Source organism: Sediminibacterium roseum, from assembly GCF_009939005.1.
Lineage (GTDB): Bacteria > Bacteroidota > Bacteroidia > Chitinophagales > Chitinophagaceae > Sediminibacterium > Sediminibacterium roseum.
In genome coordinates this window covers 888,330-910,163 of the sequence record NZ_JAACJS010000015.1, presented here as the reverse complement: position 1 = coordinate 910,163, position 21,834 = coordinate 888,330, and the positions used below count along the sequence as shown (strand labels likewise).

15 protein-coding genes are annotated in these 21,834 nt (G+C 48.8%); 8 read left to right on the top strand and 7 right to left on the bottom strand.

Features of this window, described 5'->3' with window-relative positions; translation table 11 throughout:
* Positions 1-46 precede the first annotated feature (46 nt).
* Together htpG and GWC95_RS15150 are read left to right on the top strand one after the other, a co-directional pair.
* The gene (htpG, locus tag GWC95_RS15155) at positions 47-1,897 is read left to right on the top strand and encodes a molecular chaperone HtpG (RefSeq protein ID WP_161819561.1); all 1,851 of its coding nucleotides are present in this window, start codon (positions 47-49) and stop codon (positions 1,895-1,897) included.
* Positions 1,898-1,962: 65 nt separating this feature from the next.
* Positions 1,963-3,012, top strand: coding sequence for a ferredoxin--NADP reductase (locus GWC95_RS15150; RefSeq protein ID WP_161819560.1), 1,050 nt, complete (start codon positions 1,963-1,965; stop codon positions 3,010-3,012).
* Here the strand turns inward: GWC95_RS15150 and recJ are convergent.
* Positions 3,001-4,731, bottom strand: a complete 1,731-nt coding sequence (gene recJ, locus GWC95_RS15145; protein ID WP_161819559.1) for a single-stranded-DNA-specific exonuclease RecJ — start codon at positions 4,729-4,731, stop codon at positions 3,001-3,003. The two genes, GWC95_RS15150 and recJ, sit on opposite strands and share 12 nt — an antisense overlap.
* Positions 4,731-5,693 carry a polyprenyl synthetase family protein gene (locus GWC95_RS15140; protein ID WP_161819558.1) on the bottom strand — a complete coding sequence of 321 codons (963 nt, stop codon included), beginning with the start codon at positions 5,691-5,693 and terminating at the stop codon, positions 4,731-4,733. The genes recJ and GWC95_RS15140 overlap by 1 nt, the downstream gene beginning before the upstream one ends.
* Positions 5,694-5,888: 195 nt before the next feature.
* Between GWC95_RS15140 and GWC95_RS15135 the strand changes: the two genes are divergently transcribed.
* From GWC95_RS15135 to GWC95_RS15120, 4 genes are all read left to right on the top strand, one after another.
* Positions 5,889-7,421, top strand: coding sequence for an OmpA family protein (locus GWC95_RS15135; RefSeq protein WP_161819557.1), 1,533 nt, complete (start codon positions 5,889-5,891; stop codon positions 7,419-7,421).
* Between the two features lie 240 nt (positions 7,422-7,661).
* Complete coding sequence (locus GWC95_RS15130; RefSeq protein ID WP_161819556.1) at positions 7,662-10,616, top strand: PAS domain S-box protein; 2,955 nt, start codon at positions 7,662-7,664, stop codon at positions 10,614-10,616.
* A 47-nt stretch (positions 10,617-10,663) separates the two neighbouring features.
* On the top strand, positions 10,664-11,038 hold the full coding sequence (locus GWC95_RS15125; RefSeq protein ID WP_161819555.1) for a response regulator transcription factor: 375 nt from the start codon (positions 10,664-10,666) through the stop codon (positions 11,036-11,038).
* Positions 11,039-11,077: 39 nt separating this feature from the next.
* Positions 11,078-12,340 carry a YaiO family outer membrane beta-barrel protein gene (locus GWC95_RS15120; protein WP_202630300.1) on the top strand — a complete coding sequence of 421 codons (1,263 nt, stop codon included), beginning with the start codon at positions 11,078-11,080 and terminating at the stop codon, positions 12,338-12,340.
* A 38-nt stretch (positions 12,341-12,378) separates the two neighbouring features.
* Here the strand turns inward: GWC95_RS15120 and GWC95_RS15115 are convergent, their stop codons facing one another.
* Together GWC95_RS15115 and GWC95_RS15110 are read right to left on the bottom strand one after the other, a co-directional pair.
* Positions 12,379-15,957 carry a sulfatase-like hydrolase/transferase gene (locus GWC95_RS15115; RefSeq protein WP_161819554.1) on the bottom strand — a complete coding sequence of 1,193 codons (3,579 nt, stop codon included), beginning with the start codon at positions 15,955-15,957 and terminating at the stop codon, positions 12,379-12,381.
* Positions 15,957-17,063: a HEAT repeat domain-containing protein gene (locus GWC95_RS15110; RefSeq protein WP_161819553.1), complete on the bottom strand. Its 1,107-nt coding sequence runs from the start codon at positions 17,061-17,063 to the stop codon at positions 15,957-15,959. The genes GWC95_RS15115 and GWC95_RS15110 overlap by 1 nt, the downstream gene beginning before the upstream one ends.
* Before the next feature lie 203 nt (positions 17,064-17,266).
* Here GWC95_RS15110 and GWC95_RS15105 point away from each other — a divergent pair, with 203 nt between their 5' ends.
* Positions 17,267-18,466: a GAF domain-containing sensor histidine kinase gene (locus GWC95_RS15105; protein ID WP_161819552.1), complete on the top strand. Its 1,200-nt coding sequence runs from the start codon at positions 17,267-17,269 to the stop codon at positions 18,464-18,466.
* A gap of 8 nt (positions 18,467-18,474) precedes the next feature.
* Here GWC95_RS15105 and hxpB read toward each other — a convergent pair whose 3' ends face one another.
* Entirely contained in the window at positions 18,475-19,137 is a 663-nt protein-coding gene (gene hxpB / locus GWC95_RS15100) for a hexitol phosphatase HxpB (RefSeq protein ID WP_161819551.1), read from the bottom strand.
* Between the two features lie 142 nt (positions 19,138-19,279).
* On the opposite strand from hxpB, the gene GWC95_RS15095 reads away from it, so the two are divergent.
* Positions 19,280-20,047, top strand: coding sequence for a lysophospholipid acyltransferase family protein (locus GWC95_RS15095; RefSeq protein ID WP_161819550.1), 768 nt, complete (start codon positions 19,280-19,282; stop codon positions 20,045-20,047).
* An 85-nt stretch (positions 20,048-20,132) separates the two neighbouring features.
* Here the strand turns inward: GWC95_RS15095 and GWC95_RS15090 are convergent, their stop codons facing one another.
* Together GWC95_RS15090 and GWC95_RS15085 are read right to left on the bottom strand one after the other, a co-directional pair.
* Positions 20,133-20,645, bottom strand: coding sequence for an acyl-CoA thioesterase (locus GWC95_RS15090; RefSeq protein WP_161819549.1), 513 nt, complete (start codon positions 20,643-20,645; stop codon positions 20,133-20,135).
* Positions 20,646-20,731: 86 nt separating this feature from the next.
* Positions 20,732-21,829: a mandelate racemase/muconate lactonizing enzyme family protein gene (locus tag GWC95_RS15085; protein ID WP_161819548.1), complete on the bottom strand. Its 1,098-nt coding sequence runs from the start codon at positions 21,827-21,829 to the stop codon at positions 20,732-20,734.
* Between the last annotated feature and the right edge of the window lie 5 nt (positions 21,830-21,834).

Sequence of the window (21,834 nt, the reverse complement as noted above, 5' to 3'; positions counted from 1 at the left end):
CCGGGGTTTGGTATTTTCTTTGTTCATTTGCAGCAAAACAAACAATATGCAAAAAGGCCAGATACGTGTTCAGACGGAGAATATCTTTCCGATCATCAAAAAATTCCTGTACAGTGATCATGAGATCTTTTTACGTGAGTTGGTGAGTAATGCAGTCGATGCTTCACAGAAATTAAAGACATTATCGTCGATCGGTGAAGCAAAAGGCGAGTTGGGTGAATTGCGCATAGATGTGGTGCTGGACGCCAAGGAAAAAACACTTAGCATCATCGATCGGGGCGTGGGTATGACCGGCGAAGAGGTTGACAAATACATCAACCAGGTTGCTTTCAGTGGTGCGGAAGAATTCATGCAGAAATACAAGGATGCCAATATCATCGGCCATTTCGGCCTTGGGTTTTACAGTGCCTTTATGGTAAGTGATAAAGTGGAGATCTTTTCAAAAAGCCACAAAGAAGGCAGCGGCGTTTACTGGAGCTGCGATGGAAGCCCGGAATTTGAATTGTATGAAGTTGATTACAACCAGCGCGGCACCAAGATCGTTCTTCACATCAACGAAGAAAGCAAAGAGTTCCTTGAAGCCGGCCGCATAAGGGGAATACTGGAACGGTTCTGTAAGTTCCTGCCGATCCCTATTTATTTTTCAGAAGCGGGAGAAACAAAAAAAGAAGATGAGGTGGAGCAGTCCATCAACAACACAGACCCTATCTGGATCAAAAAACCGTCGGACCTCAGCAAGGAAGATTACGAGAAATTTTACAAAGAGCTCTATCCATACAATGAAACACCGTTGTTCTGGATACACCTGAATGTTGACTATCCTTTCAACCTCACAGGTGTTCTGTATTTCCCCAAGATCAAGCAGAGCTACGAGATACAGAAAGACAAGATACAGTTGTACAGCAACCAGGTTTTTGTTACAGACGAGGTGAAGGATATTGTTCCGGAGTTCCTGATGTTGCTGCAGGGTGTGATCGACAGCCCGGATATTCCATTGAACGTGAGCCGCAGCTATTTGCAGGGAGATCCGAACGTTAAAAAGATCAATGCCCACATCACCAAAAAGGTAGCGGATAAACTCGATGAGATCTTCCGCACAGAAAGAAACGCACTCGAAGAAAAATGGGAAAGTCTGGGCCTGTTCGTGAAATACGGAATGATGACCGATGATAAGTTCCTCGAAAAAGCAAACAAGTTCCTGGTGATGGAAGATACCGATGGCAAGTTCCACACCCTTGAAGAATACAAAACGGCTACGGAGACACTGCAGAAGAACAAGGATGGAAAACAGGTGATCCTGTATACCACCAACCCGGTGCAACAGGACGCATACATCCAGGCAGCGAAAGAAAAAGGGTTCACGATCATAAAAATGGAAACATTGGTGGATGCTGCATTCATCAATACCATGGAGATGAAATGGGATAATGTAAGTTTTGTTCGCGTGGATGCCGATATCGTAGACAATCTCATCGACAAACAGGAATCGAACGAAATGGTGCTGAGCAAAGAGGAAGAAGAGCAATTGAAAAACCTGTTCACGCTCGATATTTCGGACCTGCATGTTACCACCGAGATCAAGGGACTAAGCACAGGCGCCGCACCGGTGGTGGCCACACGGCCGGAGTTTATGCGCCGCATGAAAGACATGGGTGCAGTAGGCGGCGGCATGACTGCCTTCTATGCGCAGATGCCGGATGAAGTAACGCTGACCGTGAACGGCAACCACCCGATCTATCAAACCTTACTCAAAGAAAAAAATACAGAAACGCAGCAAAAACAAGTGAAGAACCTCGCAGACCTTGCGCTGCTTTCACAAGGTTTGCTGAAAGGAAATGCGTTGACAAGTTTCATCAACCGCAGCGTGGAATTGCTGCAGGGCAACAAGGACGCGTAATACAGTTAAATAGTACCAGGGCTGCCCGTTTTGCGGGCAGCTTTTTTTATGCCTACATTTATTTAATGGATGATGTATCACCAAAGGGCGTTTTCCCGCTTCGCATCAGGAAGATCATCGAAGAAACGGGCGATGCAAAATCTTTCGTGCTCGAAACGGTGGATGGAAAGCCGCTGCAGTATACCGCCGGGCAATTTCTCACCTTTGTTTTCAACAAGGACAATGGTAAACAGGAACGACGGAATTATTCATTGTCTTCCCTGCCCGGAAGCGAGCCGGTTATTACGGTAAAACGCATCCCCAACGGAGAGTATTCGCGTTTTCTTTTCGACCACGCGAAAGAGGGCGACCTGCTGCAAACGATCGGCGCTTCGGGTTTTTTTACGTTGCCCGGGAACCGTACATCCTATCGCCAGTATGTTTTTTTTGCGGCTGGAAGCGGTATAACACCTGTGATGGCGCTGGCCAGGGAAATACTTTCCCATGCAGAAGACACGAAAGTGCTGCTGGTGTACAGTAACCGGTCCCTCGACAGCGCAATCTATTATAAACAATTGCTGGAGCTGCAAGAACAACATGCCAACCGGTTCAGGATCGATTTTTTGTTCAGCGATGCGGCACATGTAGAACAGAAACGGATGGGCGTTTATGTGCTCGAAAAGATTTTGGCGGAACATGTGTTGCAACCGGTTTCGGAACAGATCTATTATCTCTGCGGCCCGTTTGAATACATGCGCATGATCACGATCATTTTAAAGAACAACGGCGTGCCGGCTGCGCAGATCCGCAGGGAAACATTTACGATAGAAGTGCCCGCTCACAAGCCGCAACCGGCCGACCAGGACGAACACACGATCCATGTAACGCTTTCAGACAAAACATACCGGTTTAAAAGCAGGTATCCGCAAACCATCCTGCAAGCGGCAAAGGCGGTGCAGATCCCGATGCCATTCAGTTGCGAAGCGGGGCAATGCGGTACCTGTGCCGCAACCTGTATTTCCGGCAACGTTTTTATGTGGCGGAACGATGTTTTGCTTGACGAAGAAATTGCAAAGGGCAGGGTGCTTACCTGTACAGGGTATGCAGTGGGAGGCGATGTTGTGTTACAGGTCTGAGGCCACCGGTACTCCGGGTACGGTGCCCGCCGCACGGAAATCGATCATTTTCAATTGAAGTGTTTTTTCTCCGTTCCATTCGTTTTCGTCGATGGTGAAAACAATATCGATGGGTTGCCTGGTTTGCAGGAGCGGAAACTTCGAAGCCATGTTAAATCCTATTCCCGTAAGCGTTACATTGTTTTGACGCAACACGAAACGAATGTGTTGTTCCTTCACGATCTTTGAAAAACCTGTATCCTGAACATTGCGCGAAACAAAGACAGGGCGCATATTTTCGGGACCGAACGGTTCCATCTGGGTAAGGATGCTGTACATAGACGGATGGATCTCTGTAAAACTGATCTCCGCATCAATGATTATTTCCGGAACAAGCAGGTCGTCGGTGATCAGCCGGCTCACTTCTTTTTCAAAAGCCGCTGCAAATGCAGTTACATTTTCGGGGAGCAGGGTCATACCGGCCGCGGCAAAATGCCCGCCGTAACCCAGCAAATGCTCGCGGCACGCATGCACCGCTTCGTATAAATTAAAACCGGCAACGCTTCTTGCGCTTCCTGCAACATAGTCGCCGCTTTTGGTAAGCACAACGGTTGGGCGGTAATGGGTTTCTATCAAACGGCTCGCAACGATCCCTACCACGCCCTTGTGCCAGTGCTCCTGGAAGACCACGGTTGTTTTCTTCCTGGTAGATGCTGCGTCTCCTGCCAGGATCAGCAAAGCTTCTTCCGTAATGCTGCTGTCTGCTTCGCGCCGGTCTTCGTTGTCGCTGTGCAGCATCTCCGCAAATGCAAGCGCTTGGTTGTAATCTTTTTCGATGAAGAGTTGAACGGCTTTGCGCGCATCGTCCATTCTCCCTGCGGCATTTACGCGTGGCGCAATCACAAAAACCAGGTTGTTGATGTGCATGTGTTTCTGTACGCCGGCCAGTTGCATCAATGCCCTGATGCCTGCACAGGGATCTTCGTTCACTTTCTTCAACCCGTAAAAGGCCAGGGTCCTGTTCTCGCCCGTTATGGGAACAATGTCTGCGGCGATGGCCGTTGCCACAAGGTCAAGGTATACGAGGTACGATTCTTCGGGAAGGCCGAGTTCACCGGCAAGCGCCATCATCAGCTTAAAACCAACGCCGCAGCCGCACAGTTCCTTGTAGGGGTAGGGGCAATCCACCTGTTTCGGGTTTAAGATGGCAACAGCGGGCGGCAATTCCGGATCGGGGAGATGGTGATCGCATACGATAAAATCGATGCCCAATGTTTTTGCATAGGCGATCAGTTCTACCGATTTGATGCCGCAGTCCAGCGAAACGATCAGCCCGAATCCATTCTCTTTCGCAAAATCGATCCCCATCTTTGAAACGCCGTATCCTTCGCGGTAGCGGTGCGGAATGTAAAAATCGGTATCGCTGTAAATGCTTTTGATGAACTGGTACATCCCCGCTACAGATGTGGTGCCGTCCACATCGTAATCGCCAAATACAAGTATCTTCTCCGCTTTTTCAAATGCGGTGAGGATGCGGTGAACGGCCTTGTCCATGTCTTTCATCAGCCAGGGATCATGAAGACTGGATAATTCGGGTCGGAAATATTGTTTTGCCTTTTCAAAATCGTCGATACCGCGCTGGACAAGGATGCTGCAGAGTGTCCTGTTGATCTTCAGGGCTTCGCGGAGCGCGGTTGTTCTGGCTTCGTCGGCGCGTAATATGTTCCATCTCTTCTGCATTAAAATTTCCTGTCGGTGGTATAGCGAACAAGTTCTTCGAGCGCTCTCCGCACATCGGAATCGGGGAAAGTGTAAAGGATCGCCAATGCTTCGTCGCGGAATGCCATCATCTTTTCGGTGGCATATTGTATGCCACCGCTTTGCTGCACGGAATCAATGAGAAACTGCACTTTTTCCTTGTTGGTATTCTCGTTTTTGACAATATAGATCAGCTTTCTCCTGGTTTCTTTATCAGAGTGGTTCAGGGTGTAAATGAGCGGGAGCGTTAATTTTTTTTCCTTGATGTCGTTGCCTGTCGGTTTTCCAACATCCTGCGATCCGTAATCAAAGAGATCGTCCTTTACCTGGAAGGCCATGCCTACTTTTTCGCCGAACAGTTTCATTTTGGCCACCTGCCCGGGGTCATCAAACGTTGTAGCCGCGCCTGATGCACAGGCTGATGCGAGCAACGATGCGGTTTTGCCTTTGATGATGTCATAATATATGTCTTCGTTCAGGTTCAGTTTTCTTGATTTTTCAAACTGGAGCAACTCACCTTCGGCCATCAGGCGGAAGGCATCGGTGAGGATCTCCAGCACTTCATGGTCCTTGTTGGTGAGGGAAAGCAGCAGGCCTTTCGACAAAAGATAATCGCCTACCAGGATCGCGATCTTGTTCTTCCACAAAGCGTTCACCGAAAAAAAACCGCGGCGCTCCATGGAATCGTCTACCACATCGTCGTGCACCAGGGTAGCCGTATGCACAAGTTCAACGAGTGATGCGGCGCGGTAGGTGCTGTCGTTGATCCGGCCCCCGAGTTTCGCGCTCAAAAGCACGAACATGGGCCTCATTTGCTTGCCTTTGCGTTTGACGATGTACTGCATGATCCTGTCCAGCAAAGCGATCCTGCTTTTTACTGCCTCCTTAAAATGCGTTTCAAATAAAGAGAGTTCCTCCGCTATGACCTGTTTTGCTAAATTCATGGATCAAAATATGCTGCAATATAGTGTTGATCTATGCAATAATTCGTGCTGAAGCAGCGTTAGTTAATTTACTGCGGTCTATACGTGGTATTATTACGTGATAATTTTGGCTTAAAAATTGTGTGATTGCGTCGTAAAGCCTAATTTCGCAGCGTTTCCTACCAAGGCAATAATTTTTAATAATAAATATCTCTTATGGCAAGCAAAAAGAACCTTCTAGTCGTGGCACTCGTCGTACTGATACAGTCGGCCGGGTTAGCCCAAACAGATTGGGGTTGGGATTGGAAAGACACTTCCAAGATCGCAGTGAAAAATCTGCCCCAGCACAATGAATTTTTAAACAATCAATACCCTTACCCGGCACGTCCGCGTGACCAGTGGGAACTGGGTTTTGGTGCTGGTTATGCAACAGTTGTTGGTGATGTGAACGCAAAAGCCGGTTTCGGTGGAACCGTTTCCCTGCGTAAATCACTGAACCACACGTTCTCTGTCCGCACAGGCCTTACCGCTTTGTGGATGAACGGTACACCGAATGCTTTTGGTGTTGCCACAGGACAGTTCCAGTACAAAAACAGGACCTACCAACTGGGTGTTGATGTGATTGCATCTTTGAATGCAGCCAGCAACTACCGTGGTAACCCTAAAACAAATGTGTACCTCCTCGGTGGTTATGCATTGAACGCTTCGCTGGTTCAATACAGGAACCCTGCTGCGCTGGGTGCCCAACCGGGTGGCTATAGCTACTACTACGGTTACGGCCAGCCAAACAGCCAGGATGGAACCATCACTACATTTGGTGGTGCTACACAAAATGGCCGTCATGCATACACTTTGTACCATGGCCTGAACCTCGGTGCAGGTATCGCGTTCAAAGTGAACAGCAAGGTAAATGTTGCCCTCGAGCACAAATACACGTTCACTTTCCCTGGATATGATCTCCTCGATGCATACAAGGGTGGTAACAGCGATGATTACATCGGCTTCACAAGTTTCCGTGTAAACATCAACATCGGTAACAAAGCGAAAAGAGTTGAACCATTGTGGTGGCTCAATCCAAACAACTTCATTTACAGCGAGCTGAACTCACCTAAGCATATGAAATTGCCTAAAGTGGTTCTGCCTGATGCTGATGGTGATGGTGTTACCGACCAGTTCGACCTCGAGCCGAACACTCCGAAAGGTGCTCCGGTTGACAGCCATGGCGTATCAAAAGATACAGATGGTGATGGCGTTCCTGATTTCAGGGATAAAGAAGTGCTGACACAAAAATCTTGCTTCCCGGTGAACAATGATGGTGTTGGTACATGCCCAGAACCAGCATGCTGCAAAGAGCTCCGCGATATGATCGGGAACATCAAAACAGCGGCTCCTGAAGTTACCTGCAACATCGGTAACCTGCCAAGCGTACAGTTCAAAGGAAATGCAAAACTGAGCAAAGCGGCTGAAGCTACATTGGCTTCTGCAGCGGCAACCATCAATGCAAATCCAAACTGTAAAGTAAAAGTAACAGGATACGGCGCATCGAGCAAAGCTGCACAGCAGTTGAGCTGGGAGCGTGTGAACGCTGTGATCAAATATCTTTCTGAGAAACAAGGTGTTTCTGAAAGCCGTTTGATCTTCGTTTTCGCCCAGGATGGCGATGCCAACACAGTAGACCTGCAAGGAACACTCGAAGGTGGTCCGAACACAGTGCCTGCTCCGCATCCAAACCTGAGAAGCAAAAATTAATAGACGTTATTTCCATAGACGTTAACAAAGGCCCCGTATTACGGGGCCTTTGTATTTTATAACGGTCCGCTTTTTTAAGCCAGCGTATGATCCGCTGCCGGCTGCACGCCGCTTTGTTGGCCAGGTGTTTTTTTGAAAGGCCCCCTGCCGGCAACAAAAATAAAAGTGATCGCCAGCCGGTAAACCTGGCCTTATTTGTATTATATTCAATAACATTCGATCACGCTCACTGTAATGCCGATGAATTTCTCTTTCCCGATAAAAGAATGGAAGATCCGCTGGCTGCTCGCCATTGCATTGGGTTCATTTGTTGCGTTTGGATATTTTTTATTCCGCCAGGGTTACAGCCAGCGCGAAACGCGGTTCTGGGTAGACCATACCAAGGAGGTGATCCAGAAGATTGACACCGTTAACATACTTTTTTCCGAAACAGATGCGGCCGCGCGTGCTTACCTCTTAACAAAAGACACTGCGTGGATCGATGAGATCCGCAAGCTCCATGGGTTCGTGCAAAGAGACTTGGCAGCGCTGCTGGTGCTCACGAAGAACGAGCCCTCCCAGCAGCGCCGCTTACTCGATCTGCGTTCCCTGATCCGCCGGAAGATCGCTTTCCAGGAGAAGATGGTGGCAGGCAGTTTTGAACGGGAACAGGAGATTGCCAAAACACGGTACAACGGCGAGGGACCCCAGTTTACCCGCGCCGTAAAAGCCGCACTGATAGGTAGTCTCAGGTTCGAAGAACACCTCCTGGCGCAACGCATCGAGCAAAACAAAAAGGACCACGATTCCATTACCTATCTCACCATTTTGGCGGGGCTGTTTTCCATAACGCTGGTATTGATCATCATCAGCCAATTGAACCGCGATATCCGCCGCAGGCGCGCAGCGGAAGACGCCATGCGCGCCAGCGAAGAAAAATACCGCAACCTGATAGAGAACGCCGGGGTAGTGATGTATACGGCCAATTCAAAAGGCGAGATCGGTTTTGCCAACAACCAGGTGGCCGCGCTTACCGGTTATGACGTAAACGAACTGCTCGGCAAACATTTCTCGATATTGCTCGATCCCTCACAGGCAGAAAAAGTGGTGGCCTTCTACATCAGCCAGTTCGTGAATAAAACAAACGATACCACGCTTGAGTTTCCGATCGTTACCAAAACCAGGGAACAGAAATGGGTGGAACAGTCTGCGCAACTGTTGTGGGAAAACAACCAGGTGACAGGGTTCCAGTGCATGGTAAAAGACATCACCGAAAAGAAAAAGATCGAATCGCAGCTGGCCGTATCCGAAGCAACCAGGAAAGAAAACGAATACCGCCTTAATGCCATCCTCGATAATTCCACTGCACTCATCTACATCAAAGACCTCGAAGGCAGGTACCTGATGGCAAACAAACGGTTCAAGGAATTTTTCGGGCTCACAGATGAATTGGTGATCGGCCAGACAGATTATGACTTCAATCTGAAGGCAACAGCGGACCATTTCAAAGACCTGGATAACGAAGTGATCAGAACACGCAAACCGGTGGAAAGCGAAGAGTCGATTGAAACGCTTTCAGGCATCCGTAACCTGCTGTTGCAGAAGTTCCCGCTGGTAACGCCAGACCGCGGCCTGATTGGCGTGAGCGGGATCGCAACCGATATCACGGAGAAAATAGAAATGCGTGAACAGAACCTTGCGGCGCTCGCCAAAGCTGAAGCGGCGAAAGCGGTACAGGACCAGTTCCTGGCAAACATGAGCCATGAGATACGCACGCCGATGAACGGTCTCCAGGGCATGACCAGATTGCTGGAGCAAACCACACTTACGGCCGAACAGAAGCGCTTCCTGGAAATGATCAACCAATCGCTGAACAACCTGCTGGTGATCGTTAACAACGTACTCGATTTTTCGGTTCTGCAATCGGGTAAAATGGTTTTTGCAGATACCGGTTTTGCCTTGCGCGCACTGCTGAACGAAACAAAAAAACAATTTGAAAATACCGTAAAAGAAAAAGGGATCGGCTTCCAGGTTGATATCGCGGAAAACGTGCCCGACCAGTTGCGCGGCGATCCCAACCGCCTCAAACAGGTATTGTTCAGCCTGGTGGGCAACGCCGTAAAATTTACCGGCAAAGGGTCTGTTCAGTTACAGGTGTCGCTTGAAAAGCAGGCCGGCGAACGCGCGGAGATCCGGTTCACGGTAACAGATACAGGCATCGGCATCGCAGCCGATAAAATGGAAACCATTTTTGAAAGCTTTGCACAGGCGAGCAAAGGTATTTCGAGTGGCTACGGAGGATCAGGGCTGGGGTTGAGCATCAGCAAAGGGCTCATTGAACTGCAGGGTGGTTCAATTACGGCCAGCAGTAAGCCGGGCTTGGGCTCCGTATTCAGTTTCAGCCTTCCTATGCAGGTGGGCCGCGCAGCTGCCAACACCGGTGCAGCGCCCCTCGAAGGGAAATATTTTCTTGTAGTAGAAGACAACCCCGTGAACCAGCAGCTGATCAGGTTTGTTTTGCAGAAAGCGGGTATACGGTGCGATATCGCATCCAATGGGAAAGAAGCGATCGCGAAGCTCGAGGAAAACAAAGCGTACGACCTCATCATCATGGACCTGCAGATGCCGGTAATGGATGGATACCAGGCCACAACTTTCATCCGTAACGAGATGGGACTGACGCTTCCCATCATTGCCATGACTGCTACCGCGTTAAAGGAGGACCAGGAAAAAAGCAGGCTCGTGGGCATGAACGATTTTATCCTAAAACCCTTCGATTTCAATGACCTTAACAGGAGGCTGGTGAATATATTGTTCAAAGAACAAGTAGTTGCCGAAGAAAATACAGTACCATCCGGCAACGCGCAAACGGCTGCATTGTTTGACCTTTCATTGATCGAAGACCTGGACGACCCTTCTGAAATAGCAGACGTGATTTCCGTTTTCCTCGAAACAGCTCCCGGCGATATTGCCGCCCTGGAAAGATCTTTTGTGGAAGGGAATGCCACTGAACTAAGGAAAACAGCGCACAAGATCAAAGGCGCGGTATCGTTCCTGCAATCCCAACGGCTGATCCAGCTGATGAAAAAAATAGAAACGGAATCAACTGCAACAGCGGATGTTTCATTGCTCGAACCGGATGTAAATGAGGCGGTAGCGTTGTTTGAAACATTGATCAGGCAGCTGGGGGAAATACGAAGGCAAATGCAGGATTGACAAATCCGATGAAATAATTACTTTTATAGTTGTCTAATATCCCGGTTATGAAAATATTGGTTGCAGAAGATGAAGCGATGCTGCTGAAAACGATTGAGCTGAAATTGCGCAAAGAGGGCTACGAGGTGATTGCTACTAACGACGGAAGGGAAGCACTGAAGAAAATTGTTGAAGTGCAGCCCGATATGGTAATCACAGACATCATGATGCCTTATTCTTCCGGTCTCGAGATCGTTTCCTTTGTGCGTCAGCAGATAGAAAAGAAAATACCCGTGATCGTATTGTCTTCCATGGAACAGGAAAAAGTGGTGATGGAAGCTTTTGACCTGGGTGCCGACGACTATGTTACAAAACCTTTCAGCTTAAATGAATTATTGATACGGGTAAAAAAACTGGCCGCACAGTTCCAGCGGAACGCCTGACACACCGTTTCTATTTTGCATCAACTAAACCCGATTCAGATGCCGACAACCAAAAACATTACGGGCTGTTTGTTATGGATGACGTTATGCCTTTGTTTCAACAATACCGCTGCGCAGGACAGCGCATCCTCCGACGCCCTTTTGCAGGCGGCGCGGACGGCGGCATTTGATCATAAGGATTATCCACTGGCTAAAAGTTATCTGTTCAGGGCACTGGAAAAAAGTCCGGGTTACAGCGATGTGCGGATCTTTCTTGGCCGCATCTATGCATGGACCAAAAATTACGACAGCGCCCGGATGGCATTTCACCAGGTACTTGCGGCGCGACCCGATTATACAGATGCTTCTGTGGCACTTGCCGATCTTGAATACTGGGACGACCGCAATGAAACGGCACTGGCGGTGATCGACAGTGGATTGAAATACAACACTGCCTCGGAAGAATTGCTGGTACGCAGGGCAAGGGTGCTGAATGCCGCGAAAAGATATGCAGAAGCCGATGTGGCGGTAAAGAAAGCGCTTGCCGTAAATCGCAACAACACAGAAGCGCGTTCGCTCGAAAACAGGATCAAGGAGTCTTCTGCCAAAAACAAGATCGGACTCAGCTATGACTATGTCTACTTCGACAAACAATTTGCCGATCCCTGGCACCTCGCAAGCTTTGATTATACACGGAATACGGGCATCGGGTCACTGACGGGCCGTGTCAATTATGCAAACCGGTTTACAGAAAACGGTGTGCAGTATGAATTTGAAGCATACCCGCGCCTGTCTAGAACATTTTACTCGTACGTAAGCCTCGGGTTCTCCGATAAGGTCGGCGTTTTCCCACATTGGCGCGGCGGTTTTTCTCTCTATGCCAACCTGCCCAAAAGTTATGAAGCGGAACTGGGCTTCCGGTACCTGAAATTTACCGACGCACCTACCTGGATCTATACCGCTTACCTTGGGAAGTATTACAAAAGCTGGTTGTTTGGTTTACGCACCTATCTTACGCCGGGTACCTTTACAAACAATGTTTCCGCATCCTACGGCGCTTCGGCCCGGTATTATTATGGCAGCGCAGACGACCTGGTAGGCATCAATGTAGGGTATGGTATCTCGCCGGACGACCGATTGAATTCGATTCAACTCGATAGTAAAATAAGGCTGATATCTTACAAGGCCGGGGTGAGTTTCAAAAAGAAGATCACAAAATTCAGTGTACTCGGCATCGACGGAAGCTGGTTTAACCAGGAGTACCTTCCGCAGACAAAAGGCAATCAATACCAGGTGAGTGTTGGGTGGCTGTACCGCTTTTAACCGCATCCCTATCGTTCTGGTTTACCATGGCGCCCGTTTTATTTACGGAGAAAACGAAGGCGCACACTATCCGGAAGAATGGAAGATGGGTTGGCGATAAACCGCGCATTCTTCGAAAGGAAATGGTTGTAACCTGCCTTTAGCTGCTTTGTTTTTGCATCGTCCGTTTCGGGCGTTAGTTCCATTTTTGCGTTGATGTGGAATAGCTGTCCATTGTTGAGCAGGTATTCGCCACTGATGAAATCCACAAGATCGTTTTTTGTTTGCATGATGGGATAGGCATGCACATTCCGGAAACTGTGTGCGGTATCCAGGCCGCTTCCCATCCAACTCACCAGCGATGGCCGGGTGATTTGATGGCTGCCCTGCAACCACGCCAGCAGGCTCGGTGTGATATCGAAATGCGTGGAAACAGAGGAGAACTTCGCGGTGCGTTTCAACAACGGCGAATAGATGATCAACGGCACATGGTACCTGTCTATCTTGCTTGCCATCGGGATCTCCGGAAGGCGATGGTCGCCTGTAATCAGGAACACAGTGTTCTTGTATCCCGGTTGCCGGCGATACTGTTCCATGAATTTCCGGATCGCATCGTCGGCATACAATATGCTGGCAAACTGTTGCCGGTATACCCTTCTTTGCTGTTTCACATCGTCGCTCATTCCAAGCGTTGTCATGCGCGTTTCAAACCTGCGTAAGTATTCTTCCTGTTCATTGATCAGGAACGGGTCGTGCGTGGATACCGTTAGTACGATCTTCAGGTAAGGCGATGGTGTGCCGGGTTCCACGGCCAGGTAACGCCTGAACAATTCCTTGTCGCCATATCCCCAGCTGAATCCATTCTGCGCGGGCATTTTTACATAACCACCGGGAAAACTTTTCTCGTCCACGATGCTGTCGATCCCGTTGTTGCGCAGGTACAGGCCCATATTGTCGAAACGCGAATCGCCCCCGTAATAAAATGAGCTGTTGTAGCCGTTGTAACGCAAAATGTTTACGAGTGATGCGTGTTCCGGCATCGCATTGCCCAGTTCGGAAAAACCGTTCCTGGCAAATGGCAAAGAGCCGAGCATGGAAGGAAGTACGGCAAAGGTTCTTCCGCCCTCACTGAGAAAATTATCCCAGTAAAGGCTTTGCCTCGACAACGAATCGAGGAACGGTGTAAAATTACCGAGATATGCGCCCTCATTGGTAAATGCACGGCCCAATCCTTCCACCAGCAGGATCACGATGTTCGGCGGAACGGTATCGGTGTTGAAGAAAGGCGACAATACATCCGCTGTACTGTCGCGGTGTAAAAACGGGTAATGCTGTTCGTCTATATAATTGAACGAATTGGCCATACCCGCATTGTCGTTCGCCAATTCATTTCCTGTACCGGGTGCGTTATCCGTGCGTTCCGGAAACAGGTAGCGATAGGTTTTGCTCCAGAAATACGCAGATTTGTTGAGGGTGAGATTGGTGCTGTATTCCTGCCCGGTCTGCCACTTATCTGCTACTGCGCCGATGTTGAAGACCGCCGCCAGCGTAAAGAAAACGAACAACAGGAACCGGCTCAGTCCGCCGATGCGCATGCGTTTGACAAAATACCTGAACGCAAAAATTGCGGCTGCGATGAACAGAACGAACATGCCGATGATCCCTCCTGTAAGAGCGCCCGAAGCGCCTACGGTTTGCCGGATATCATCCGTTGAATACACCCAGAAATCGGCGCCGAGCGGCACAAGTGTTTTTATGAAATACTGCGACAAAGCCAGCTGCGCGATCAGCAGTACAAGCGCCAGTACAATAAAAACCGTATGCGCGAAAGTTTTATGCACCGCATAACACAAAGTGAAAACAAGAAATCCCAGGGGAAATAGGCCCAGGAAAAACGCGAGGTCCTTTGCCAAAGCGAGCACGATCACTTTCCCTAAAAACGGTGTTGCGCCGTGCGCCATATAGTCTGCCGTTAGCTCTATGGCCCTTGCAACAACCATGCATGCCAGCAGCACGAGGGCATGGTTCAGGTAATAAGCAAACGATCTCGACACCAGCGAAACAAAACGGCTGGCGGCAGGAACGATTTTTCTTTCCAGCAACGAAACGTTTTCTCCTTCCGCTTCGGCAACGGGTTGCGCCGCACTATTTGCGACAACCGTATTTTCCGCGGCTACCGGAACAGGAACAACTGGTACGGGCGGCGTTACTGTTTGTTTACCGAGCCCCTGTCTTGTCATTTCACCCCACCCCTTTTTCTTTTTCACGAGATCCCTGAAACCCTTTATGGCGCTGAACACCACGAAGGGGTGATAAAGGAAAGGCTCTGTAAGACCCGTCAGCATCAAACGCAGGATATCGATCCTGCGTTTGTATTGGTTATAGGTAAACACTTCCATCAGGATGGCAAAACAGGAATAGAGATAACCGAAGCAGATGATAAACAAAAAGTAGGTGATGAAAAACGACCAGTCGAGCATCCCGAAAATGGCCATCAGCAGGAAAGCGACAAATCCTGTGAACTCGATCAGCGGTGCACACAATTCAAAGAAGAACCAGTAAGGATAGCTTACCATGCCCAGCAGGTGATACCTCGGATTAAAGAACATCACCTTGTGAAATTTCAATGTTTCAAAGGTTCCCCTGATCCACCGGTTTCTTTGCCTGCCCAATATTTTGAAGGTGGCTGGTGCTTCGGTCCAACAGAGTGGATCCGGTATATAGGTCACGATGTACTTTTCATTTTGTTCCTCCATATACCTGCGCATCCGCACCACGAGTTCCATGTCTTCGCCAACCGTCCTGTGATCGTACCCGCCGCATTTGATGGCGATCTCTTTGTCGAATGCACCGAATGCACCCGAGATCAGCATGAGGCCATTGAGCCTTGTCCATGCCATCCTTCCCAGTATAAATGCCCTGATGTATTCCAGTGTCTGGATCCGGGGAAGGTAATCATCCGGTAATTTTACTTTTACAAGCCGGCCGTCTTCAATCGTGCATGAATTAGCGATCCGTACCACACCGCCCGAAGCGATCACCCTTTTGTCGGTCTGCTCAAGAAACGGTTTGATCATACGCAGCAGTGCATCCTGCTCCAGCACGCAATCAACGTCTATACACACAAGGTATTTGTGCGAGGAAACATTGATGCCCACATTGAGGGCATCGGCTTTTCCGCCATTTACTTTGTCAACCACGATCAGTTTGTGGTACACATTTTTCCGGCTTTTGTAAACGCCCCTCACTTCTTTCGTAGGGATTTGCTCGTGCACAAAAAAATCAACCTTGTAAAGATCATATGCGTCGATCAGTTTGGCGAGGCTGTCGTCTTTGCTTCCGTCGTTGATGATGATCACTTCGAGGTTGCTGTAAAAAATGGATAACAGCGATTTTACATTTTCGACAATGTTCAATCCTTCGTTGTATGCCGGCGCAAGTATGCTTACCGATGGTGCATGCACGGAAGAGGCAAGGATCCTGAAATCGGTAAAAGCATTTTTCCGCAGGTGCTTTTTTGTTTCGCCGATCGAGAACAGGCCGATGAGTATATAAGAAAGCAGCAGCAACGCCGAGTACGCAAATATGCCATACGTTAGAAGGTCGAATAATATTTTAAGTACCAGGTTCCAGTTCATCAGGCAACGGATTGTACATGTAATAAGATCCTGCGATAGGGTTCAGGCTGCATCGCTGCTTTTTTCTCTACCAGCGCCAGGCCGTCGCTGCAGCATTTGGCCAGTACGATCGCTGCTTTCAGTTTCACCTGGTCACGCGGATGCTCCAGCAACGACGATAAGAACGTTTTTTCATTTTCCGACGCCAGCGTTACCAGTGCATCGAGGATATACGCCTGGTTCGATTCGGTTTCCTTTGTAAAATAACCCAGCAGGATGCCCGCTGTACGGTCGTCCGACAAACGCACCAGCGTTTTCAGCGCCTGTTCACGAACCTGTGCCGAAGGATGTACCAGGCAGCCCATCACGTTTTCTTTTGCATCGAACTGCTGGTACTCGTCTGCCAGTTTAAGGGCGAACACCACTACGGTATCGTTTTTCGAGCGGAGCCAGTGTTGAAGCTTGTCGGAAAAATCTGCTTTGTTCTGCGACAAACGAAGTTGTTCGAGCAGCTTCAGTTGTTGCCATTCTGTTATCGGGTATGAGATCACATCGAGAAAACGGAGCCCCTGGAAACCGGTGAGGTGGATCACCCCTGTCTGCGCTTCCATGCGCACATATTCGTTCCTGCTGTTGGTGTTTTTATAGATCCTGGTAAGGGCATCGTGCTGATCCATCATATAAAGCTCCTGTATACCCTTGGCCTTGATATGCCATCCTTTTGACCTTAATTTTTTAAGTGATACCGCTTTGAGCCCGAGTTGCTGGTACAACGCAACGATGTTCAGCGCAACGGAGCCGGAAAAATTTTTTTTTGCATTGACGAGTTCATCGATAACGAATTGTTTGGCAACTGGCTTTTCCATCATCCGGTAGAAACGCCCCGGCATGACGATGCTCTCCGGCGACTCTTCCATGATGATGGCGCTGATCCATTGCTCGAGTATTCTTGAGATGCGGTGTGTGGTAAAAAAAATGCGTTTTTTAAAATACAGGTAGAAATAGATAATGCAAACGATCGCCCCGATCCCTATCGCCAAAACAACTGTGGCAACAGCCAGGTTATTGGTACTGATGTATTTGGTCAATGAAACCGGAAACTGATCAGCGGATAAAAGCGGGCCCATGCAATCAATTGTTTATTGGTACTGCCGGTACAGTATTCGTATGGCCGGGAAGAACCTGTATTGTGTATTCTAAAATTAATGGAAACCGTGTGAATAGCGCTGTGCAACTGAATTTTTTTATAGCCCTGCAGGTAGTGGTTATACTACATGTTTTTCAAAAAAATACCAGTGGCGATTGGTTTAGTTTTGCGAAAATTTTGCGAATGACCATCCCCCTAACAATCCCCGATCGCGAGTTGGAGCGTATCATCAGGTTAGCTGATTTGGACCTCGATTATTCCGGTTTGCAGGATGCGTTCAAGGACCTGACCAAACTGGCCGCCAAAGTAGCGGGCACCGATATTTCATTGATCAACCTGGTGGATACATTTACGCAGTGGACGGTTTCCAGTTACGGTATCGACCTCAGGCAGATGCCGCGTGAAGATTCGGTTTGCCATTATACCATCGAAACAAAAGACGGTTTTGAAGTGCCCGACCTGTCGGCCGATGAACGTTTCAAGGATAAATTTTATGTAGCGGGAAAGGAACAACTGCGTTATTATTTCGGGCTGCCGCTGCAAACCAGTGATGGATTTAACATTGGTGCATTGTGTGTGCTGGACAAAGCGGGCAAAGAAATTCCGCCGGAAAAAGTTGAGATGCTGCGGATCATCGCCGATGAGATCGTAAACCGTTTCGTGGCGCTGAAGGTTATCCAGGAGATGCGCAAGGAACTGCGCGAAGCAGGGGAAACAAACAGGCGCGTTGCACACGATATCAGGGGGCCGATCGGCGGAATCATTAACCTCGCACAGGTGATCATGAGCCAGGACAAAGACAGTAAGATCGAAGACGTGATGGAGTTCATCCGCCTCATACAAAAAAGCGGCAGCTCACTTCTCGAAATGGCCGATGAAATCCTGTCATCAGGTAAAAAAACGATAACCCAGGAAACCGTTCAAAACGAGAACGGGATCACGCTTGCGTGCCTGAAAGAAAAAATTGAGAAGCTGTATGTGCCCCAGGCATTGAACAAGCAGATCGTTTTCACCATAAACATTTCATCACCGGCGGCGCAAAAAACATTTCCTAAAAACAAGCTGTTACAGATCATCGGTAACCTGGTTTCCAATGCAATAAAATTTACACCAAACCATGGAACGGTTACCGTGGATCTTGGCCTCACCGAAAATATGTTTAACATCAAGGTAAGCGACACGGGTGTTGGATTAAACAAAACGGCCATCGAAAACATACTCTCCGGCGAAAGCGCTTCCACAGCGGGCACTGATTCTGAAAAAGGGTATGGGTTTGGTCTCGCGCTCGTGCTCCATCTCGTGAAAAGCCTCGGCGGCACGATCAGCATTCAATCAGAAAAAGGGAGCGAAACGGTTTTCCAGGTTGCACTTCCGCGCCACTAGCCCCGTTCTCAGGATGCGAAGAGGTTGAAATGCAGCTCACCAAAATTCTGGAGCGACGATAGTTTCAGATCGGCCGCTCCCCATCTTTCCTCCTTTAGCTGCGACGCGTGCGGAACGATGACACATTTCATCCGCGCCGCTTTTACAGCGATCATGCCGTTGAACGAATCTTCGAAACAGATACATTCAACAGGTTTGCTGTTTAACAACCCGGCACAGTCGAGATACACTTGCGGATGCGGTTTTCCTAATGCGAGCGACTCGGCAGATTTGGTAGCATGCAGGTAATGGCCGATACCCGTCATACCCACTACCAGGTCTATTAAAGAAGTAGGCGAAGAAGTGGCCAATCCTATTTTAAAATCCCGTTTCGCAAAGAACTCGAAAATATAAGGCACGCCTGGAAGAATCTTTCCCTTGGTCTCAATTTTGTGCAAAACACTTTCAACGATCTTTTTCTCGCCGTTGGCGAATTCGTTTGAACTGATGTTGAAATGGGTGAACCACCATTCAACAAATTCTTTTGTGCGCAGGCCCGTCGTGGTTTTGTATTGATCCTCGGTAAGCGTTACGTCGTATAGTTTGAACACTTCTGCGGCCGCTTCGTTCCAGAGCGGTTCGCTGTCTACCAGTAATCCATCGATGTCAAAAATGACCGTATTCAGTTGCATGTATCCTTTTTTTCGGGAACGCAAATGTACTCGATGTGGTGCGAGAAAAGTTGCCGGGGTTGCGGCAGATTAATACAGACCGGTTAAATCTGCGGCAAACCCTTAAATTTACAGCTTCAACCAATGCTTCTCGAAGCGCCATATGAAATTAGCTGAACGTTTTAAGCATATCAGGATCGTGCGCTCGTTTGTGTACGGTATTGTGGGGGCGATCACATACCCGGGATTGGTTCTGTTCAATAAAATCAGGATCGAGGGCACCGAACACCTGCGCGCATTGCCGCGGCGGAACGTGCTTTTTGTAAGCAATCACCAGACCTATTTCGCCGATGTGATTGCCTTCATCCATATTTTCTGCGCGGTAAAATGGCGGAAGAAAAACAAACTGGGTGTTCCGTACTACCTGCTCAATCCCTTTACAAACGTATACTTCGTTGCCGCAGAAGAAACAATGAACGGCAACTGGCTCACCCGTTTTTTTAAACTTGCAGGCGCCTTAACCGTTAAACGTACCTGGCGCGCCGAAGGAAAAGACGTGAGCCGCGACCGCGATGAATCCGATACTTGTAAAATAGACAAGGCGCTTGGCAGCAGTTGGGTGATCACCTTCCCGCAAGGTACCACCAAGCCGTTTGCGCCGGGCAGAAAAGGAACGGCGCACATCATCAAAAACAACCAGCCCGTTGTGGTTCCGGTTGTGATCAATGGTTTCTGGCGCGCGTTCAATAAAACTGGCCTTACGTTCAAAAAGAAAGGCTCAAGGCTCTCCATCCGATTCAAAGAACCGATGATCATCGATTACACCCAACCCGTTGAGGCCATCCTGGAACAGGTGATGGAAGCGATAGAACAAAGCAGGAACTACATGATGCGGAGCAAACATCACATCATGCACCTGCTGGATAAGTAACGAATGAAAATGGTGAATAAAAAAACGGGCCTGTGCGGTCCGTTTTTTTGTTGAAGTAATTTATCGGTATGCTGCTTAGCCCGGCCTATTTCGTAAAAAACGCTTTCAGCTCACTCGCATCGTCGGGTTTCATTTTTCCTGCGAGGATCAGCCGGAGTTGCCTTCTCCTGAGGGCACCGTCGTAGAGTCGTTTTTCTTCTTCCGTTTCCGGAACCAGTTCAGGCACTTTTCTTGGCTTGCCATTGGGGTCGAGCGCCACAAACGTGAAGAACGCTTCGTTGCTTTCGTATTTGTATTGATGGAGCAGGTCTTCACCCCACACTTTTATATTGATCTCCATCGATGTATTGAACGCGCGGCAAACCTTTGCTTCAATATGTACCACGTTGCCGAGTTTGATGGGGTTTTTAAAACTGATGTTGTCTACGGAAGCCGTCATACTCGGCGTGTTGCAATGCCGTCCCGCAGCAATGCCCGCGGCTATATCCATCCAGTACATCAACCGTCCGCCCATCAGGTTGCCGAATGTATTGGTATCATTGGGCAGAACGAGTTCATTCATTACCACGAAACTTTCACTTGCTTTTCTTGCGTCCATTTTTTTCTTTTGGCAAAGATAGGCTGTTCGCCAGAAGGTATGGAATGTAAGCTGCAGGCTTTTTAAAAACCCTTGTGCCGCATGTGTTAAACGATCACTTTCTCCAGGGTTTCGAGGTAAGCCGGGTCAACATCTGCCCCGATCCCCGGTGCATCGCCCAGGCGGAGATGCATTCCTTCGTACGATACGCCGCCGGTTACGGGATCTTTCAGGTGCCCGAGTAAGCAGGTATCGAGATCGTAAAACTTAATGTTGTTCTTCGCCATTGCAAAATGCACCTTGGCAGTAAGCGCCACGCGGCTTTCGAGCATTCCGCCCATCATGCAGGCGATGTTGTTCTTTTCCGCCACTTCGTTGATCTTGATTGCTTCGTGGATGCCACCGCTTTTCGCAAATTTGATGTTGATGTATGCGCAGGCATTGTTCCGGATGATGCGTTCTGCATCGTGGTGCGTAAATACGCTTTCATCTGCCATCAATGGGATGGGTGACAGCCGGCAGAGTTGCGGCAACAACTCATCGTTCCATTTGCGCATCGGCTGTTCGCAAAACTGGATATTGTATCGGCCAAGTGCAGTCAATGCAACTGCCGCATCTTCATAGCTCCATCCCTGGTTTGCATCGATCCGCAGGATGATGTCATCGCCAATCGCTTCGCGGATCTGCCTGATCCTTTCAATATCATCGCTGACTGCCTTGCCCAGTTTTACCTTGATCATTTTCACACCTTTTTCCTTGAATGCAACCGCAGCAGCGGCCATTTTCCCCGGTGTGTCTATGCCGATCGTCAGATCGCTCTCGATCTCTTTTTTCTCACCACCCAGGTACCTGAACAGGGGCTGGTTTGCTTTTTTTGACGCGAGATCGTACAGGGCCAGGTCGAACGCGCTCTTCGCGGTAAAATTGCCTGCGGTGAAAAGATCCAGCTCATTGAGGCGCATTTCAATATCGCCGGCGGCCTTGCCTTTCCATAATTTTGCAAAATCTTTTGCCATCTCGAAACAGGTGGCCTGTGTTTCGCCCACGATCATCGGGAAGGCCGAGCATTCGCCAATGCCCACCAATCCAGCATCCGTATGTATCCTCACCAATAAATTCTGCGCAAACTCCATCGTTCCCGTAGCGATCGTAAACGGCACCATCGGGATGGTATATTTATATATTTCGGTATGGGTGATTTTCATGGTGC

Excerpts from the sequence above, each read along its gene's own strand:
- hxpB (WP_161819551.1), bottom strand. The coding sequence starts at position 19,137 with ATGCAACTGAATACGGTCATTTTTGACATCGATGGATTACTGGTAGAC.
- htpG (WP_161819561.1), top strand. The coding sequence starts at position 47 with ATGCAAAAAGGCCAGATACGTGTTCAGACGGAGAATATCTTTCCGATC.
- GWC95_RS15085 (WP_161819548.1), bottom strand. The coding sequence starts at position 21,829 with ATGAAAATCACCCATACCGAAATATATAAATATACCATCCCGATGGTG.
- GWC95_RS15130 (WP_161819556.1), top strand. The coding sequence starts at position 7,662 with ATGAATTTCTCTTTCCCGATAAAAGAATGGAAGATCCGCTGGCTGCTC.
- GWC95_RS15105 (WP_161819552.1), top strand. The coding sequence starts at position 17,267 with ATGACCATCCCCCTAACAATCCCCGATCGCGAGTTGGAGCGTATCATC.
- GWC95_RS15150 (WP_161819560.1), top strand. The coding sequence starts at position 1,963 with ATGGATGATGTATCACCAAAGGGCGTTTTCCCGCTTCGCATCAGGAAG.
- GWC95_RS15110 (WP_161819553.1), bottom strand. The coding sequence starts at position 17,063 with ATGGGCCCGCTTTTATCCGCTGATCAGTTTCCGGTTTCATTGACCAAA.
- GWC95_RS15095 (WP_161819550.1), top strand. The coding sequence starts at position 19,280 with ATGAAATTAGCTGAACGTTTTAAGCATATCAGGATCGTGCGCTCGTTT.
- GWC95_RS15135 (WP_161819557.1), top strand. The coding sequence starts at position 5,889 with ATGGCAAGCAAAAAGAACCTTCTAGTCGTGGCACTCGTCGTACTGATA.
- recJ (WP_161819559.1), bottom strand. The coding sequence starts at position 4,731 with ATGCAGAAGAGATGGAACATATTACGCGCCGACGAAGCCAGAACAACC.
- GWC95_RS15115 (WP_161819554.1), bottom strand. The coding sequence starts at position 15,957 with ATGAACTGGAACCTGGTACTTAAAATATTATTCGACCTTCTAACGTAT.
- GWC95_RS15120 (WP_202630300.1), top strand. The coding sequence starts at position 11,078 with ATGCCGACAACCAAAAACATTACGGGCTGTTTGTTATGGATGACGTTA.
- GWC95_RS15140 (WP_161819558.1), bottom strand. The coding sequence starts at position 5,693 with ATGAATTTAGCAAAACAGGTCATAGCGGAGGAACTCTCTTTATTTGAA.
- GWC95_RS15090 (WP_161819549.1), bottom strand. The coding sequence starts at position 20,645 with ATGGACGCAAGAAAAGCAAGTGAAAGTTTCGTGGTAATGAATGAACTC.
- GWC95_RS15125 (WP_161819555.1), top strand. The coding sequence starts at position 10,664 with ATGAAAATATTGGTTGCAGAAGATGAAGCGATGCTGCTGAAAACGATT.